The sequence below is a fragment of the Ensifer meliloti genome (assembly GCF_030064585.1).
Taxonomy (GTDB): domain Bacteria; phylum Pseudomonadota; class Alphaproteobacteria; order Rhizobiales; family Rhizobiaceae; genus Sinorhizobium; species Sinorhizobium meliloti.
Genome location: NZ_CP120365.1, coordinates 1784008 through 1800955, shown reverse-complemented (window position 1 = coordinate 1800955; position 16948 = coordinate 1784008). Strand labels below are relative to the sequence as shown.

Here is a 16948-nt window from a genome sequence, read left to right as displayed (position 1 = left end):
CTACATTCCCAGCTTGTCGATCATCGTTTGCGTGATCAGGCAAACGCCGCTCTCCGTGCGGCGGAAGCGTTTCGCGTCGAGCTCCGGATCGTCACCGACGACCAGGCCCTCCGGAATGACGACGCGGCTGTCGATGACGACATTGCGCAGAATCGAATGCCGCCCGATCGTCACGTCGGGGAGAACTACGGCATTTTCGAGTCTGGAGTATGAATTCACCCGGACCCCGGTGAAGAGCAGGCTCCTGTTGAGCGCGGCACCCGAGATGATGCAATCGCCCGAGACGAGCGAGGACGTGGCCGAGCCGCGGCGGTTCTCGTCGTCATGGACGAATTTGGCCGGCGGCTTGATTTCAGAGAAGGTCCAGATCGGCCAGGTGCTGTCGTAGATGTCGAGCTCGGGCGTGATATGGGTGAGATCGATATTGGCCTGCCAGTAGGCGTCGATGGTGCCGACGTCGCGCCAATAGGCCTCGCGCTCGAAGTCGGACCGGACGCAGGAATGGGTGAAGCGGTGGGCCACCGCTTTGCCGTGTTCGACGATATAGGGAATGATGTCCTTGCCGAAGTCGCGGCTCGATTTGGGATCAGCGGCATCCCGACGCAACATGTCCATCAGGAATTTCGTGTGGAACACGTAGATGCCCATGGACGCGAGTGCCATGTCCGGATTGCCGGGGATGCCCGGCGGATCCGCCGGCTTTTCGACGAAGGCGATGATGCGGTCCGCGTTGTCCACATGCATGACGCCGAAGCCCGTCGCCTCCATGCGCGGCACTTCCAGGCAGCCGACGGTTACGTCGGCGCCCGAATCGACGTGCTGCTGCAGCATCAGTTCGTAGTCCATCTTGTAGACGTGATCGCCGGCGAGAATCACCATGTATTCGACGCCATGGTCCTCGATGATATCGATGTTCTGATAGACCGCGTCGGCGGTGCCCTCGTACCACTGCGTTTCGGAAACGCGCTGGCTCGCCGGCAGAATATCGAAGCTCTCGTTACGCTCCGGCCGGAAGAAGTTCCAGCCGCGCTGGAGATGCCGGATCAGCGAGTGGGCCTTGTACTGCGTGGCGACGCCGATTCGACGGATGCCGGAATTCAGCGCATTGGAAAGCGCGAAATCGATGATCCGCGCCTTTCCGCCGAAGTAGACGGCAGGTTTCGCACGCCGGTCGGTGAGTTCCTTGAGCCGGCTGCCGCGGCCGCCGGCGAGCACATAGGCCATGGCATCACGGGCCAGGGGTTGCGTACGTTTTTCCACCATTTATCCTCCCCAAAATCATTTCGGGGGACTGCTTGGCGCCTCTTCGGCGCCTCGAGCCCAAACGATTTCCTCCTGTTCCGCCCGTCGAGCCAGTCCCCGTCGGGCGGGACGCTCTAATCCTGCTCCAGCATCAGCGTCGCCAGAGGCGGCAGCGTGATGGTGGCGATCGTCTCTCCGTTCGCTCTCTTCTCTGCATGGACGGCGCCGCCGTTGCCCTTGCCACTTCCTCCATAGATTTCCGCGTCGGTATTGAGGACTTCCTTCCAGCGCCCTGCCACCGGAAGCGGTATGTCGTAATGCTCCCGGTAAACCGGAGTGAAGTTGGTGACGACCGCGACCAGCTTCTCTCCGGGCGCTTTCCTCAGCCAGGCGAAGACGGAATTCTCACGATCGTCGGCAATCAGCCATTCGAAACCGTCGCCCTCGCAGTCGCGCGCATGCAGCGCCGGCTTCGAGCGATAGGTGCCGTTCAGGTCGCGCACCAGACGGCGCATCCCCTCATGCAGATTGTATTCGAGCAGGTTCCAGTCGAGACCGCGGTCCTCCGACCATTCGCGCCATTGGGCGAATTCCTGTCCCATGAAAAGGAGCTTCTTGCCGGGATAGCCCCACATGAAGCCGTAATAGGCGCGGAGATTGGCGAACTTCTGCCAGTCGTCGCCGGCCATCTTGGCGATCAGCGATCCCTTGCCGTGGACGACCTCGTCATGGGACAGCGGCAGCACGAAATTCTCGCTGAAGGCGTAGAGCAGCCCGAAGGTCATATCGTTGTGGTGGAACTTCCGGTGCACGGGCTCGCGCGAGAGATATTGCAGCGTGTCGTGCATGAAGCCCATGTTCCACTTGAAGCCGAAGCCGAGCCCGCCGGCATGCACCGGGTGCGAAACCTTCGGCCAGGACGTCGATTCCTCGGCGATGGTCAGTACGCCCTGGTGGATGCCGTAGATGCGGGTGTTCATCGTCTGCAGAAAACGCACGGCCTCGAGATTTTCGTTGCCGCCATATTCGTTCGGCACCCATTCGCCATGCTTGCGCGAATAGTCGAGATAGAGCATCGAGGCGACCGCATCGACGCGCAGGCCGTCGACATGGAATTTCTCCGCCCAGTAGAGAGCGTTGTTGACCAGAAAGGCGACGACCTCCTGACGGCCGAAATTGTAGATCGCCGTGTTCCAGTCGGGATGGAACCCCTGGCGCGGATCCGCATGCTCGTAAAGCGCGGTGCCGTCGAACCAGCGAAGCCCGTGTTCGTCGGTCGGAAAATGCGCCGGCACCCAGTCGAGGATGACGCCGATGCCCACCTTATGGCAGCCGTTGACGAAACGGGCAAAGCCCTCCGGCTCGCCGAAGCGTGCGGTCGGCGCATAGAGGCCGGTGGTCTGATAGCCCCAGGACGGATCATAGGGATATTCCGAAATGGGCAGGAACTCGATGTGCGTGAAGCCCATATCGACGCAATAGGGGATCAGCCTTTCCGCCAGTTCGTCCCAGGTGAGCATGTCGCCATTGTCGCGGCGCTGCCATGAGGCCGCATGGACCTCGTAGATCGAGATCGGCTGCCGGCGCGGATCGATCTCGGCCCAGTGACGCCGATGCGCCTCGTCCTCCCAGTTCTGGGCGATCTCGTCCGCGGTCATCGAAGCCGTGTCGGGCCTGAGCTCCGAGCGCCGGGCAAAGGGGTCGGCCTTCAACGGCAGCAGCGTGCCGTTGCTGTCGACGATTTCGTATTTATAGGGCGTACCCACGGGCACGCCGGGGATGAAGATCTCCCAGATACCGGTGTCGACACGCAGGCGCATGACATGCCGGCGTCCGTCCCAGTCGTTGAAACTCCCGACCACGGACACACGGCGGGCGTTCGGCGCCCAGACGGCGAAGTGAAAACCCTCGGCGCCGTCATGCCGGATCGGATGCGCGCCCATCTTGTCGAAGAGGCGAAGGTGCGAGCCCTCGCGGATATAGTAGTCGTCCATCGGCCCGAGCACGGGGCCGAAGCTGTAGGGATCGATGACGGTCCACTCGCCGCCGTCATTGCGGGCGCGGTAGCGGATGGGCTGCTCTTTGCGGAGCGCCACCGGACCCTCGAAGAAGCCGGCCTCGTCGCGCCGCTCGAGCGTGCCGAGTTCCTTGCCGCTGAGCGTTTCGGCAATCACCGTTTCCGCACCCGGCACGAAGCACCGGGCGACATAGGTCTTGCCCGCGGCATGCACTCCAAGGACGGCGAAGGGGTTGCTGTGGGTACCGGAAAGTATTGCCGCGATTTCCGGCGCTGGCAGCATGCCTGGCGGGGCGGGGGCTGGATCCTTGCCGGGCGGAACCGTCATCCGGCTCTCCAGATCTCTCCGGCATATTGCCGGATCGTGCGATCGGACGAGAACCAGCCCATCCGGGCGGTGTTGCGAACCGCCTTCGAATACCAGGCGGACGGGGTGGTCCAGAGCTGGTCGATCTCGCGCTGCGCCTTGGCATAGGCCTCGAAATCGGCTGCAACCATGAACCAGTCGTGGTTGTAGAGCCCGTCCACGAGGCCGGAGAAGCGATTGCGGTCGTCGGGCGAGAAGACGCCGGAAGCGATCGCATCGAGCGCCTGCGAGAGTTCGCGCGAATTTTCGATGACGGCGCGCGGATTGTGTCCTTCCGCTCGCGCCTTGCCCACCTCCTCGGCGGTCATGCCGAAGATTTTGATGTTTTCCTCGCCGACCCAGTCGCGCATCTCGACATTGGCGCCATCGAGCGTGCCGATGGTCAGCGCTCCGTTGAGCGCGAACTTCATGTTGCCGGTACCCGAGGCTTCCATGCCCGCCGTCGAGATCTGCTCGGAGAGGTCGGCCGCCGGCACCATCACTTCCGCAAGCGACACATTGTAGTTGGGGACGAAGACGACCTTCAGAAGGCCGCGGACGGCCGGATCGTTGTTGATGACGCGGGCGATGTCATTGGCAAGTTTAATGATCAGCTTGGCGTTATGATAGCTCGGTGCCGCCTTGCCGGCGAAGAGCTTGACGCGCGGTACCCAGTCGAGCTCGGGATGGGAGCGGATCTGGTCGTAAAGCGCCACCGCTTCGATGAGGTTCAGCAACTGCCGCTTATATTCGTGGATTCGCTTGATCTGGATGTCGAACATCGCCGACGGATCGATCCGGATGCCGAGATTCGCCTGGACCAGCTTTGCCAGCCGCACCTTGTTGGCGCGCTTTACGGCTGCGAAGTGCTCCTGGAAATCCGCCTTGTCGGCAAAGGCGTCGAGGGCCTGAAGCGCCTCGGTATTGTCCATGAACTCGTCGCCGATCGCCTCTCGGATCAGGCCGAAAAGACCCGGATTGCACTGCATCAGCCACCGGCGCGGCGTTATGCCGTTGGTCTTGTTGTTGATGCGGTCCGGATAAAGCGCGTGAAGGTCGGCGAAGACCGTTTCCTTCATCAGCTCGGTATGGAGAGCCGATACGCCGTTGATCGAGTGCGAGCCGACGAAGGCGAGATTGCCCATGCGCACGCGCCGGTCGCCGGTTTCGTCGATCAGCGAGATGTTGCGGATCGCCTCGTCCGTCGCGTGCCTCTCCCGGCGTGCCTCGATCAGGATCTTGGCGTTGATGGCGTAGACGATCTGCATGTGGCGCGGCAGCAGCCGCTCGAAGAGCGGAACCGGCCAGCTCTCGAGCGCTTCCGGCAGCAGGGTGTGGTTCGTATAGGAGAAGGTCCGCCGCGAAATGTCCCAGGCCTGTTCGAAATCGAGCCCGTGCACATCGGTCAAGAGACGCACCAGCTCGGCGACGGAGACCGCCGGATGCGTATCGTTAAGCTGGATGGCGACGGCGTCCGGCAGCGACGTGAAGTCGGGATACTGCTGCAGATGCCGGCGCAGGATGTCCTGGAGCGAGGCGGAGGAGAAGAAATATTCCTGCCTGAGCCTGAGTTCCTGGCCGGCCGGCGTGGCGTCGGCCGGATAGAGCACGCGCGTCAGGCTTTCCGCCTTGTTGCTTTCGCGCAGCGCCCCGATATGGTCGCCGGCATTGAAGGCGTCGAGCAGGATCGGGTCGATCGGCTGCGCGGCCCAGAGGCGAAGCGTGTTGACGCGCGTTGCCCGCCAGCCGACGGCCGGTGTGTCGAAGGCGGTGGCGATAACGCGCTCGGCCGGCTTCCACACGTAACGCTGCACTTCCTCGTCGATATTGACCGTTTCGACGCTGCCGCCGAAGCCGATCTCGTAGGAGCTTTCGCGGCGCTCGAATTCCCAGGGATTGCCATGCGCCAGCCAGGTCTCCGGCAGTTCCACCTGCCAGCCGTCGGCCATCTGCTGGCGGAAAAGACCGTGCATGTAGCGTATGCCATAGCCGTAGGCAGGCACGTCGACGGTCGCCATGGATTCCATGAAACAGGCGGCGAGGCGGCCGAGACCGCCATTGCCGAGTGCCGCATCCGGCTCGAGAGCGGCAACGACGTCGATATCGACGCCGAGCGAGGCAAGCGCATCGCGCATCTCGTCCATGAGGCCGAGATTCGTCATGGCGTCGCGCATCATACGGCCGATGAGGAACTCGAGCGACATGTAATAGACGCGCTTGGCGCCGGTCGAATAGGTCTTGCGGGTGGAGTCCATCCATTTGTCGGTGATGCGGTCACGCGCCACGAGGATGGCGGCCGTCAGCCAGTCGTGCGGCTTGGCGACTTTCGGGTCCTTGCCGATGCGGTATTTCAGACGCTCGAGAATCTCGACTGCAAGCTGGCTGGGTTCCGAGGATCTGAGGGCGGGTTGCGGCAGTTCGGTGGTTGAGAGCCGAGTCATCATGAGAACTGTCATACCCTTATTGCATTCCGGAAAGCCCCAGGTCGGAACCGACCAGGTACAAGGGCAATTTATGCATCGATCCGAAGCGCTTGCAACAGGTGTTTTTAAAAGGATTAAAACAGCAGATACTTGACAGCGCCCACTTCCGGTAGCAGTTGAGCTTTAGGCCGCCCGGCAAGACCGGGCGGCACTTCAGCCGGACTCCCGGTTCATTTCGTCAGGCGGGAAGCCAGTGCGGCGGCGCGTTCGCCGATCGCCTTGAAGGCCGCGACCAGATCGGATGCCTCGTCTGCTTCGAAATAATGCGAGGAGGACGAGGCGCAGTATTTCAGCAGCTTCTGGCCGCGGTCCGGCGCCATGAAAGCTACGCTGTATATCTGAACCTTGCTCGCTTTGGCCGTGTCGCACCATTGCTTGGTTACGGTATCGTCATTGGCGTAGTTGTTTTCGCCGTCGGTCATGAAGACGATGTATTTCGTCGGCACCTGTCCGTTCTTGGCGCCGTGCGCGCTGTCTTCCGTCAGGGCTGTCACCTTCTGGTAGGCGGTCTTGAAGGCGCTGCCGGAGGCAGTCCCACCCGTGGCCACCAGCGCGTTGACATAGCTGGCTGCACCATTCGTTCCCCAGGAGAGACTGCTCGCCATGTCCTGGGCGGAGTTGTAGGAAACCGCGCCGGTACGAACATAGATCGATTCCGGGTCCGCCGTCACAAGTTGCGCAAGGAGGTCGCCAACGGCCGCTTTCAAGGCGTCGACCTTGGTGACGTAGCAAGGGCTGGTCGCCTTCAGGTCCGGAAACTTGCTCCAGTTCGCTTCCGTGTAGTTTTGGCATTTCGCCTTTGCAGTGTTGACCGTGTTGGTCTTCCACGCCATCGAACCGGACCGGTCGAGCACCAGATACATGGACAGGGCGTTCTTGCTCTCCGTTGCGCTCTCGGCGATCGACTGCGTTTCGATCTCGATCGACTCCTGGCCGAGCAGACGCGTCATCGCATTGAACTGGAGGCGGTGTTTGTTGGCGACGGTAACCTGGAACGTCTTCCCCTTGGCGCCGTTCGCCGTCTCGGCGATATTGATCTCCGTCGTGTTGACGTCGTCCCATTGTGGTGCGGCGGCGGCCGATCCCTCGCCTCCAGCCTGGCGGCTCGCAACCTGCTGTTCCTCGCCCGGCATATCCGTCGCGGAGGCCACTGCCGTCTGGGTCTTCAGGAACTTGCGTGCGATCGCCTTCGCTTCTTCGATGTCCGGTCTCGCATCGGAAACGAGCGCGGAAGCCGCCGCGAGCGCTGCCGCGTCGGTTGCGTCCTGAAGTTGGTTCTTGGTCATCAGCATGTTGGCGACATCGACGGACACTCCGCCGACGGCCAGGAGCAGCGGCGCGATCAGCGCCGTCATCATTCCGAAATTGCCGCCCCGATCCCGCAGCATCGCCAAGAAGGATCGGCCTATGGTTGATCGTCTTCGCATCTGTGAACACCCCAGCAAATACATTGCAAGCCCGGGGCGACAATTAGCGGCGATACCTTGCTCTCATGTTCAGGAAATCGGTTCAATTTTAGCGAAGTTCCTGAAAAACCCATGGCTTCTAGTGGGAATTTCGCCCGGTGCGCACGTGCAGAAGCGGGACATACGTGCCGTTTCGGATCAACCGACGGGGACGACGTCGACGGCCTGTTCCGTCGTGTGACGGCCGTAGCCTTTCAGCACGCCGATCACGGGCGCGACATCGCCGTAGTCGCGGCCATGGCCGACGACGATGTGGTCGGCGCCGGCCGGAATATTGTTGGTTGGATCGAGCTCCATCCAGCCGCCCGTGGTGCCGCACCAGAAGCGGACCCAGGCATGCATCGCGTCGGCGCCCTCCAGCCGTTCCTGACCCGGCGGCGGCAGGGTTCTCAGGAACCCGCTGACATAGCCGGCGGGAATCCCGAGACTGCGCAACGCCACGATCATCACATGGGCGAAGTCCTGGCAGACGCCGCGCTTCAGATCGAAGGCCTCGGCGGGGGTGGTGTTCACGGTGGTCGCTTCGGAGTCGTAGGCAAAGTCGCGGTGGATGCGATCGCAGACGGCGGCTCCGATCTGCTCGACCGTCATGGTATTGCGGGCGATCGCGCGGGCATAGGCGGCGATCTTCGGGACGGCGGGAAGGAGCGGGCTCGGACCGAGGAAATGATGCGGGGATTCGGCGTCGACCGACCAGCAGGCGGCAAGCTCGGGCGCAAGACCGCCGAGTGGAGGCGAAAGGTCGGCCGTGAGCGCCGGCGCCTCAGCCTGGACACGCGCCTGCATCCGGATGACGAGATGATCATGCACGGAGCGGAACAGGATGGACGTCGTGGGGTTGGCGAAGAAATCCCTGCCTTCCCGGCGTTCGAAGGGCACCGGCTGGCAGGTCACCGATCCGGCCACAAGACGTTGCCGTCCGGGAATGGACACCGGCAGCACACGTACGAGATGTCTTCCGCCGCTTACCGGGGCCTCGTAACCGTAGGTGATCTTCAGGCTGATGTCGTAGAGCACGGCAACCATCTCCTTCAGCCGAGATAGGTCTGCGCCAGCAGTTCGGACAGGTGTTCGAGATCCTGCATCAGGCGCCTGTAGACGGCCCTGTCCATCTGCTCCGGCGTCATGATCGCAAGGCCGGAATGGAGCCGCATCGTTTCCCGGTAGAAGGGTGACATCTGCCCGTTGACGAAGGCGTTCGGCAGGAGCTCGACCTCTTTCTTGATCTCGTTGAGCTGATAAAGGACCGAGCGCGGATTGAGCGGATCGAGCGCCAGAAGGTCGGTGACCGTCGGTGCCGCCGTGTTGACGTTGTAGCGCCGGCGGTGCGTCATGACGCTGTCGCCGATCTCCAGCAGCATGTCATAGGCGCCGTCTGGAGCCTCTGGTCCGGACATGTGGCCGAGCAGTCCCGTCATATGCAGGCCGCGTTCGAGATAGCGTCCGATCGACAGGAACCGCCATCCGGTGAAGCGGTACATGTTTTCGTGTACCAGGCCCGCGAAGCCGGCGAGCTTTCGCAGGAGGATCGTCATCGCGTGCGTGGCGTCGTCGCCCGCCTGAACGGTCGCGTGGAACTTCCGCGCCGTTCTGGAGAGGTCGTTGAGCGCGAGCCACCCGTCCGGCGAGAAGCGGTCGCGGATGTTTCCGGCGCTGAAAAGGGCGCTGTCGATACTGGAAAGCAGGCTATCCGGTACCGGCTCCCCGGTGCTGATGCCGAGCACGGCGAGGTAGTCGCTCACATCTTTCAGGAGCGGCATGTTCGGATCGGCGGATTCAGCGAAACGCCCGTGCCAGGCGCGCAGAACCCGAAGGGCGCCTTCCGCCCTTTCTATGTAGCGGCCGAGCCAGAAGAGGTTGTCCGCTGCCCGGCTGGGCAGGCTGCCGGGCAGGTTACGGGTGAAGCTCTCCTCCGCCGGCAGCAAGGTCGTGCGGTCGACGGGCTTGGCGCTGACGATCCAGACGTCGGCGGCAGTGCCGCCGGCCTGCATTGCTATCGCCGCCACGTCGTCGCCGGAGCCGATGCGGGCGAAGCCGCCCGGCATGATCTGCCAACCGTCGCGCGTGCGCGCGGCAAACACCCGGAGGCTCATCGGTCGAGGTGTGAGCCGGCCATGCACCCAGGCCGGCGTCGTCGAGAGCGTAACGACCTCCTGGCCCACCAGCTTGCCGCCGTCCGCGGCGAGCCATTCGCCGATGGAGGTCCCGGCGCTTTCGCGGAAGGAGGCGCCGAGTACCGATTGGCCTTCGTCGTCGAAGAAGGGCCGCGTCGAATAGGCCGGGCCGATGACCATGCGCTCGATATTGCCGGCGACATGCCGTCGTTCGGCTTCCTGTCCGCACCACCAGGTGGCGATCGACGGCAGCTTCTGCTCCTCGCCGAGTATATAACGGCAGATCGCCGGCAGGAAAGCCAGGAAGGCGCGCGTTTCCAGAATACCGGAGCCGAGTGCATTGACGATCGAGACGGAGCCGGCCCTCAGCGCCTCGACGATACCCGGGGTGCCGATATGCGAGGATTGGTTGAGCTCCAGCGGATCGGCAAAGGATGCGTCGAGGCGCCGCCAGAGCACGCCGACGGGTTTCAGGCCGGCCACCGTGCGCACCATGACCCGTCCGTCGACGACGGTCAGATCTTCGCCCTCGAGCAGCATGAAGCCGAGATAGCGGGCGATATAGGCATGCTCGAAATAGGTCTCGTTGGCGATGCCCGGTGAGAGCACGGCAATGCGGTCGTCCGCATGCTGCTTGTGCCCCTGCAGCGTGTCGCGGAAAGCACCGAAGAATCCCGCCAGCCGATGGACATGGCTTTCGGCATAGAGGTCGGAAAAGGCCCGCGTCGTCGCCACCCGGTTCTCGAGCGCAAAGCCTGCGCCGGAGGGGGCTTCGGTCCGGTCGGAGAGCACCCACCAGTTTCCGTCGGGGCCGCGTCCGATCTCGAAGGAGCAGAAGTGCAGGAAATGTCCGTTCGCCGGTTCGAGCCCGACGATCGGGCGCAGGAACTCCGGATTGGAAGCGATGAGGGCGGGGGGCAGCAGGCCGGCCTTGACCAGCCGGTTCTCGCCATAGACGTCGGCAAGCACCCGCTCGAGCAGTTCGGCCCGCTGGACGAGGCCGGCGGAAACCGTGGCCCATTCCGCCTCGTCGATCAGCACGGGAATGTGCGAAAGCGGCCAGCTGCGCTCGGAATTCTCCTTGCCGTAGGCGCGATAGAAGACCCCGGCATCGCGCAGATACCGGTCTGCGCGTGCGAAGCGGTTGGCAAGATCCGTCTCGTCCATGCGGCCGAGCGTCGCAAGCAGCCGCTGCCATACCGGCCGAACGTTGCCGCGCGCGTCGAGCATTTCGTCGGCGACGCCCGGCAAGGCGCGATAGCCAAAGGCCGGGCCGCCCTCGATTCGGCTCATCTGTTCCGGCCCTGCGGCCTGCTTCTTCGCCATTCCAACCCCTGCCGGACGCCCCGCTCGCGCAACATCATCGGCTGAGCCGCCGATCCCGATTCGACCATGTATCACAAATCTGGAGTGTTTCGCTGGCGAAGCTTTAGGCAGACGGCCGGCAGCCCCGTTTTCGATGGAACTGCCGGCTTCGTCGCTTGCGTGCATGTCTCGTCTTCTTCAGACGACCGGCGGGTTGATCCGCGCGAAGCCTTCCTGCCGGTAATAGGGGAAGTATGGGTAGGGGGCGGTCGTCGCACTCGCCGCGTCGAGCCGGGCGACCTCCTCGGCGGTGAGCGACCAGCCGGCGGCGCCGAGGTTCTGTCTGAGCTGCTCTTCATTGCGCGCGCCGATGATGACGCTCGAAACGGTCGGGCGCCGGAGAAGCCAGTTGATGGCGATCTGCGGAACGGTCTTGCCGGTTTCCTGCGCGATGGCGTCGAGAACTTCGACGACGTCGTAGAGCTTTTCCTCGTCGACCGGCGGCCCGAAGGCGGCGGTGTCGTGCAGGCGGCTGCCCTCGGGCCAGGGCTCGCCGCGGCGGATCTTGCCGGTGAGCCGCCCCCAGCCGAGCGGGCTCCAGACGAGTGCGCCGACGCCCTGATCGAGACCGAGCGGCATCAGTTCCCATTCGTAATCGCGGCCGACAAGCGAATAATAGACCTGGTTGGCGACGTAGCGCGGATATCCCTGGCGGTCGGCGGCGGCGAGGGATTTCATCAGCTGCCAGCCGGAAAAGTTGGAAACGCCGACATAGCGCAGCTTGCCCGAGCGCACGAGCGTGTCGAGGGTCGACAGGACCTCTTCGACGGGCGTTCCGGCATCGAAGGCGTGCAGTTGCAGCAGGTCGATATAGTCGGTTCCGAGCCGTTTCAGCGCCTTTTCCACACCGCTGATCAGGCGCGAGCGCGACGATCCGGCTGCGTTCGGTCCTTCGCCCACAGGAAGCGACAGTTTCGTCGACAGCATGACGTCGTCGCGCCGGCCTTTGATCGCGGCACCAAGGACCTCTTCCGAAGCGCCGTCGGAATAGACATCCGCGGTGTCGAAGAGATTGACGCCCGCCTCGAGGCAGATGTCGACGAGGCGGCGCGCCTCGGCCGCATCCGTGCTGCCCCAGGCGCCGAAGAGCGGCCCCTTGCCGCCGAAGGTGCCCGCTCCGAAGCTGAGGACCGGTACTTTCAGCCCCGAGGAACCAAGCCGTCTATATTCCATAGCTGCAACTCCACTCTTGCTCATGAATCGGTAACATGAAGATGGAGCTGTACTCGCTTTGGATATAGACTGTCTCCGGGAATATTATCTGTGAGCTGAATTCATATGTCGAGACCCTCGGTCAACCGCTCGGGCGAAATGGAGATCTTTGCGAAGGCGGTGGAGCTGGGCGGATTTTCGGCTGCTGCCCGCCATTACCGCATGACGCCTTCGGCCGTCAGCAAGCTCGTGCTGCGTCTTGAGGAGCGGCTCGGCGTAAGGCTGGTGAACCGCTCGACGCGCAAGCTTCAGCTGACGCCGGAGGGACATGCATTCTACGAGCGCACGGTGCGCATCCTCGCCGATATCGACGAGGCGGAGCGCTCAGCATCGGCCGGCGAGAGCCCGGTCGGCCGTGTCCGGCTGAACGTCAACGCCTCGTTCGGCACCCACGTCCTGATGCCGTTGGTGCCCGAGTTCCGGGCGCATTTTCCTGCCGTCAGCCTCGACATCGTCATGACCGACGCCGTCGTGGACCTGATGGAGGCGCGCGCCGATGTGGCTATCCGCGCTGGGCCGCTGAAGAGCTCGACGCTGATTGCGCGCAAGCTCGGGGCGACGCGGATGATGATCGTGGCGGCACCGTCCTACATAGAACGGTACGGAATGCCCTCGTCGCTCGAGGAGCTCAAGGGGCATGAGCGGCTCGGCTTCTGCTACGCGCGCGCCGTCGACGGCTGGCCGTTGAGGACGGATGGGGAAACGGTCGTGCTGCCGGCCTCGGGAGCGGTACAGGTGAGCGATGGCGAGGGGTTGCGTCAATTGGCGCTTGCCGGCGCCGGGCTGGCACGGCTTGCGGAGTTCACCGTAAGGGAAGACGTCAGCGCCCGGCGCCTCGTGCCGGTTCTGGAAGACCTCAATCCGGGCGATCTCGAGGAGGTTCACGCCGTCTATCTCGGCCAGGGCGGCGCGCTTCCCGCGCGCGTGCGCGCCGTCCTCGATTTCCTCGCCCGCCATGCCCGCATCACGCCGGGGCAGGACGCGGGCAGGCGCCGGACTTCACCCATACCGGCTCCGGCATGAGGATGATCGCCGAAGCAGGACAGCGGCGGAGATGTCCGCCGCGTTCCCGTTGAGAGGCGCCAACCCTCAGCGTTTCGGCGCGACCAGCGCGAAGAGCGCCCCTTGAGGGTCGGTGAACTGCGCGATCCACGCTCCGCCGGGCACTTCCATCGGACCCATCAACAGCTTCGCGCCGCCGGATTGCGCCCGATCGATTGCCGCGTCGATCGCCTCGACATTGAAGTAATAGAGCCAGAAAGGATTGGGAACCTCTCTCGGCCTGGTCATCATCCCGCCGATCGGCTGACCATTATGGGCGAAGATCTGGTAGACGCCCATCTCGCCCATATCCATCGCCTGGTCCTTGGTCCAGCCGAACAGCTTCGAATAGAAGCTGAAGGCCGTGTCGAGGTCGCCGGCCATCAGTTCGTGCCAGCCTATATTGCCGGCAGCCATTTGCTCCATTGCCGGTGGCGGTTCGCCGTCGCCCCTGAAGAGGGCGAAGGCGGCGCCGTGCGGGTCGGTCACGATTGCGAAGCGGCCGATATTCGGAATGTCCTCCGGCGCGCGATGGACCGTTCCGCCCTCGGCGGCAAGCTTGGCGGCGGACTCGTCGACATCGTCGACGGCGATATAGCCGAGCCATGCCGGCGGTATCTGCATGTCGAGCGCACCTTCCGGCATCGTCATGAGACCCGCTACCTGGTGGTCTCCGGCGGAAAGGAGCGTGTAGTTCATGCCGGGCATTCCCGCGTCACGCGCGCTCCAGCCAACGATGTCCTTGTAGAAGGCTTCCGCCGCCTTCATGTCCGTCGTCATCAGTTCGTACCAGACGAATTTCCCATGCATTGTCGGTCCTCCGGTTGTTCTGGATGTGTCGTTGCGGTCGGCGACGGACGGTCGCGTGGGGGAACGCGAACGCAATCGAAGGCTGCTTTCCGGTCCGTCCGCACGCGCTTCATGTCGTTGGGTCGACCTAAAATCGTGAACGTGATCGAGTATAAGTTAAAGCGGAATGCGGGCGGAAAACCGCACGCACTTTTCTTAATCCCGCTCTAGCGGCGGCGGTATTCCGCGCTCATCATTTCTTTCCAGTCGCCGTTTTCGGTCTGGACGCGGGCCGTAAGGGTCCGGCGGTTCGCGTCGATGAGGGTTATTCTATCCTGATATCGGGCGGTCCTGCCGGGATTTTCGAAGTCGGGGCCTTCACAATTGAGGGCAAGCGTCTTCCCGTCGTCCTCTATAACGCCGTCATAGACCCACATATGCGTCATCATGGAGCCGACCCACGTACCGAGATAACGCTTTGTCTCGGGATTGTAGCCGAGCGTCATCAAAGTCTGGCCGGGGCTGCCCCCCGGCATGATGCCCTCTCCCTCGCACACGACCCAGAGACCGTGCATCGAGCGGACGTTTTCGATCCAGGGCTGGCTGTCCTCGCCGCTTCCCGTCGAATCCTCGGACGTGACCGTCCACTCGCCGAGCAGCTGTTCCAGCCATCGGTGTTCTTCCTGCGGCTCTACTTTCATTGATTTCCCTCCCGGGTCGTGCACAGCCATCCCCGTCGGGCGGGTGCGGCGCTGAAACGCCGCTCAGCGTCCGAAGGTTCCTGCCACGCTTCCTTTGCGCTCGCCTCATGCCGGCGCTTGACTAATTATGTTGATATCAACATTACTATTTTATGTCAAAGCCGCTGCCGATACCTTTTTCCACCACGCTCTTCGTCAGGGACACCTGCCTGTGCCTGCATGTCCAGCGCGCCGCCCGGGCGCTCGCCCGTCGGTTCGACGAGGCGCTGAGACCGCTCGAGATTACCAATGGTCAGTTCTCGCTGATGATGTCGCTCAACCGGCCGGACCCGCCGAGCATGAGCGCGGTGGCCGCCGTGCTCGCCATGGATCGCACCACGTTGACGGCGGCGCTGAAGCCGCTGGAGCGACGAGGCATTGTCGAGTCGTTCGCCGACCCTGGCGACAGGCGTCTGAAACGCGTGCGGCTGACGACGGAGGGCGGCCGGCTGCTCGCCGAGGCGCTGCCGATCTGGAAGGCAACCCATGAAGCGCTCGACGAACGTCTGGGGGAGGGCGGCGCGGAACGTCTGCGGGCGGATCTGATCGCACTGACCTGATGGGGCCGGCAAGCGCGCCGAGAAATCGCCAGCGGACGTAGCGCATCATGGAATAAGCGAGGCAGCTCGCTCGTCTCTACGCCGCGGAGGAAAAATGGAACGAACCGGAAGCTTCGAGGCGGGAACGCGTGCAGCCCTGATCGGGTGTCATGTCGGGTATCATGCGCTCGCGCGTTGAACGGAGACTGGAACCGCATTATGCGCGGCTTTTCGCTTATGCCGTCGCGCTTTCGCGCGATCGCGACGGAGCACAGGATATTTTCCAGGAGTGCATCGCCCGCGCCTTGGATGCGCGAAGCGTGCCCGAAACGGAGCCCGCATTTCGTGCATGGCTCTTCGCGATCCTTCGGAACATCTGGATCGACCAGTCGCGCCTGCGCCGCCGGCGTTCCGACCTGGAACAGGAGTTCGTCACGGACCTGGTGCCCGCGCCGGTCGCCCCGGAAACCGTGCTGGTCGATGCATTTTCGGTCCGCCAGGCGTTTACCCGCCTCAGCACCGAGCATCGCGAAATCCTCGCGCTGGTCGACATATCCGGTTTCAGCTACGAGGAGGTGGCAATGATGATCGCAGTGCCCAAGGGTACCGTCATGAGCCGGGTCAGCCGTGCAAGGCGGGCGCTGGCGTCTCACCTCGGCGATGCCAATGTCGTCGAACTCGCGCGGCATCGAGAAGGCCGAAAATGACAGAAAACGACCTGAATCCCGATATTTTGAGTGCCTATGTCGACGGCGAACTCGATCCGGAGGAGGCGTCGCGCGTCGCCCGTCTGATTGCTTCCGACGAGGCGGTGGCGCGGCGCGCGGCCAAACTGTCCGAGATGAAGGCGGCAGTTGCGGGAATGGCTCCGGAGATCGTGGTGGTGACGGTGCCGCGTCCGCGGCCGGCCAGCCGATGGATGCTGTCGTTTGCTGCGGGTGCGTGTGCCAGCCTGCTGGTCTTTGCGGTGGCCTGGTTCGGCCTGGCAAGGGCTCCGGTGGGTGGGCCGGCGGGACTGCCGGGGGACGCGGCGGTTCGCGATGCCGTGCTGGAGCATGCGGCCTGGGTCGGAGGTTCTTTCACGCCGCCAATGCTTCCGGCCTCCGCACCCGCTGATGTGTTTGTGCCGGAGATGAACGCGGCCGGATTGACGCCCGTCTTTGCGCGCGAAACCTCCGTGAATGGCGAAGCCGCGTTGCATACAGGCTACGTCGGCAGTTCCGGCTGTCGGCTGAGCCTGTTCCGGACCGCTCGCCCGGACGTTGAGCACGGTTTCGACATGTCAAGCGACGACGGCCTGCTTCATGCCTCCTGGTCGGGCGACGCCGCAAGCTTCCTGCTTGTAGCCCGGGGGATGGACGAAGCCCGCTTCGCCCTTCTCGCCGGCGCTCTGAAGCTGGCGAGCGAAGAGAATGGCCGGGGAAAGCAGAAAATAATCGCAAGCCTCGGCGCGATGCGTCAGCCGTGCATCGGCTGACGCATCGCCGGATCGGACGCGCGATGCTGCCGGTTCACAAAAATGATCGGCGCGAGGGAATTTTCCGGGGCGTCAGTCGTCTCTTCCAGTCATTTCGAGGACGATCGGATCGGCATG

At 63.5% G+C, this 16948-nt stretch carries 13 protein-coding genes; 4 read left to right on the top strand and 9 right to left on the bottom strand.

The window, feature by feature from the left end:
- The 7 genes from glgC to PZL22_RS15755 form a co-directional block, all read right to left on the bottom strand.
- Complete coding sequence (gene glgC, locus PZL22_RS15785) at positions 1–1263, bottom strand: glucose-1-phosphate adenylyltransferase (protein WP_003533906.1); 1263 nt, start codon at positions 1261–1263, stop codon at positions 1–3.
- Between the two features lie 113 nt (positions 1264–1376).
- On the bottom strand, positions 1377–3542 hold the full coding sequence (gene glgB / locus PZL22_RS15780) for a 1,4-alpha-glucan branching protein GlgB (RefSeq protein ID WP_306769081.1): 2166 nt from the start codon (positions 3540–3542) through the stop codon (positions 1377–1379).
- A 41-nt stretch (positions 3543–3583) separates the two neighbouring features.
- Positions 3584–6061 (bottom strand): glycogen/starch/alpha-glucan phosphorylase, encoded by a 2478-nt coding sequence (locus PZL22_RS15775; RefSeq protein WP_017263123.1) that lies wholly within the window; start codon positions 6059–6061, stop codon positions 3584–3586.
- 197 nt (positions 6062–6258) lie between these two features.
- Complete coding sequence (locus tag PZL22_RS15770) at positions 6259–7515, bottom strand: vWA domain-containing protein (RefSeq protein ID WP_050543924.1); 1257 nt, start codon at positions 7513–7515, stop codon at positions 6259–6261.
- A gap of 177 nt (positions 7516–7692) precedes the next feature.
- The gene (locus PZL22_RS15765) at positions 7693–8580 is read right to left on the bottom strand and encodes a transglutaminase family protein (RefSeq protein ID WP_033049082.1); all 888 of its coding nucleotides are present in this window, start codon (positions 8578–8580) and stop codon (positions 7693–7695) included.
- A gap of 5 nt (positions 8581–8585) precedes the next feature.
- On the bottom strand, positions 8586–10994 hold the full coding sequence (locus tag PZL22_RS15760; protein WP_003533916.1) for a circularly permuted type 2 ATP-grasp protein: 2409 nt from the start codon (positions 10992–10994) through the stop codon (positions 8586–8588).
- A gap of 177 nt (positions 10995–11171) precedes the next feature.
- Complete coding sequence (locus PZL22_RS15755) at positions 11172–12206, bottom strand: aldo/keto reductase (protein ID WP_003533918.1); 1035 nt, start codon at positions 12204–12206, stop codon at positions 11172–11174.
- Positions 12207–12311: 105 nt separating this feature from the next.
- Here PZL22_RS15755 and PZL22_RS15750 point away from each other — a divergent pair, with 105 nt between their 5' ends.
- Complete coding sequence (locus PZL22_RS15750) at positions 12312–13268, top strand: LysR family transcriptional regulator (RefSeq protein ID WP_003533921.1); 957 nt, start codon at positions 12312–12314, stop codon at positions 13266–13268.
- 66 nt (positions 13269–13334) lie between these two features.
- Here PZL22_RS15750 and PZL22_RS15745 read toward each other — a convergent pair whose 3' ends face one another.
- Together PZL22_RS15745 and PZL22_RS15740 are read right to left on the bottom strand one after the other, a co-directional pair.
- Positions 13335–14096 carry a VOC family protein gene (locus tag PZL22_RS15745; protein ID WP_003533923.1) on the bottom strand — a complete coding sequence of 254 codons (762 nt, stop codon included), beginning with the start codon at positions 14094–14096 and terminating at the stop codon, positions 13335–13337.
- A gap of 206 nt (positions 14097–14302) precedes the next feature.
- Positions 14303–14776, bottom strand: coding sequence for a DUF1579 domain-containing protein (locus PZL22_RS15740; protein WP_003533925.1), 474 nt, complete (start codon positions 14774–14776; stop codon positions 14303–14305).
- 152 nt (positions 14777–14928) lie between these two features.
- Here PZL22_RS15740 and PZL22_RS15735 point away from each other — a divergent pair, with 152 nt between their 5' ends.
- The 3 genes from PZL22_RS15735 (at position 14929) to PZL22_RS15725 (ending at position 16831) form a co-directional block, all read left to right on the top strand.
- Positions 14929–15375 (top strand): MarR family winged helix-turn-helix transcriptional regulator, encoded by a 447-nt coding sequence (locus tag PZL22_RS15735; RefSeq protein WP_003533927.1) that lies wholly within the window; start codon positions 14929–14931, stop codon positions 15373–15375.
- 149 nt (positions 15376–15524) lie between these two features.
- On the top strand, positions 15525–16061 hold the full coding sequence (locus tag PZL22_RS15730; RefSeq protein ID WP_027992149.1) for an RNA polymerase sigma factor: 537 nt from the start codon (positions 15525–15527) through the stop codon (positions 16059–16061).
- A complete protein-coding gene (locus PZL22_RS15725; RefSeq protein WP_003533931.1) occupies positions 16058–16831 on the top strand; it encodes an anti-sigma factor family protein in 774 nt (257 codons plus the stop codon). The genes PZL22_RS15730 and PZL22_RS15725 overlap by 4 nt, the downstream gene beginning before the upstream one ends.
- The last annotated feature ends 117 nt before the right edge of the window (positions 16832–16948 follow it).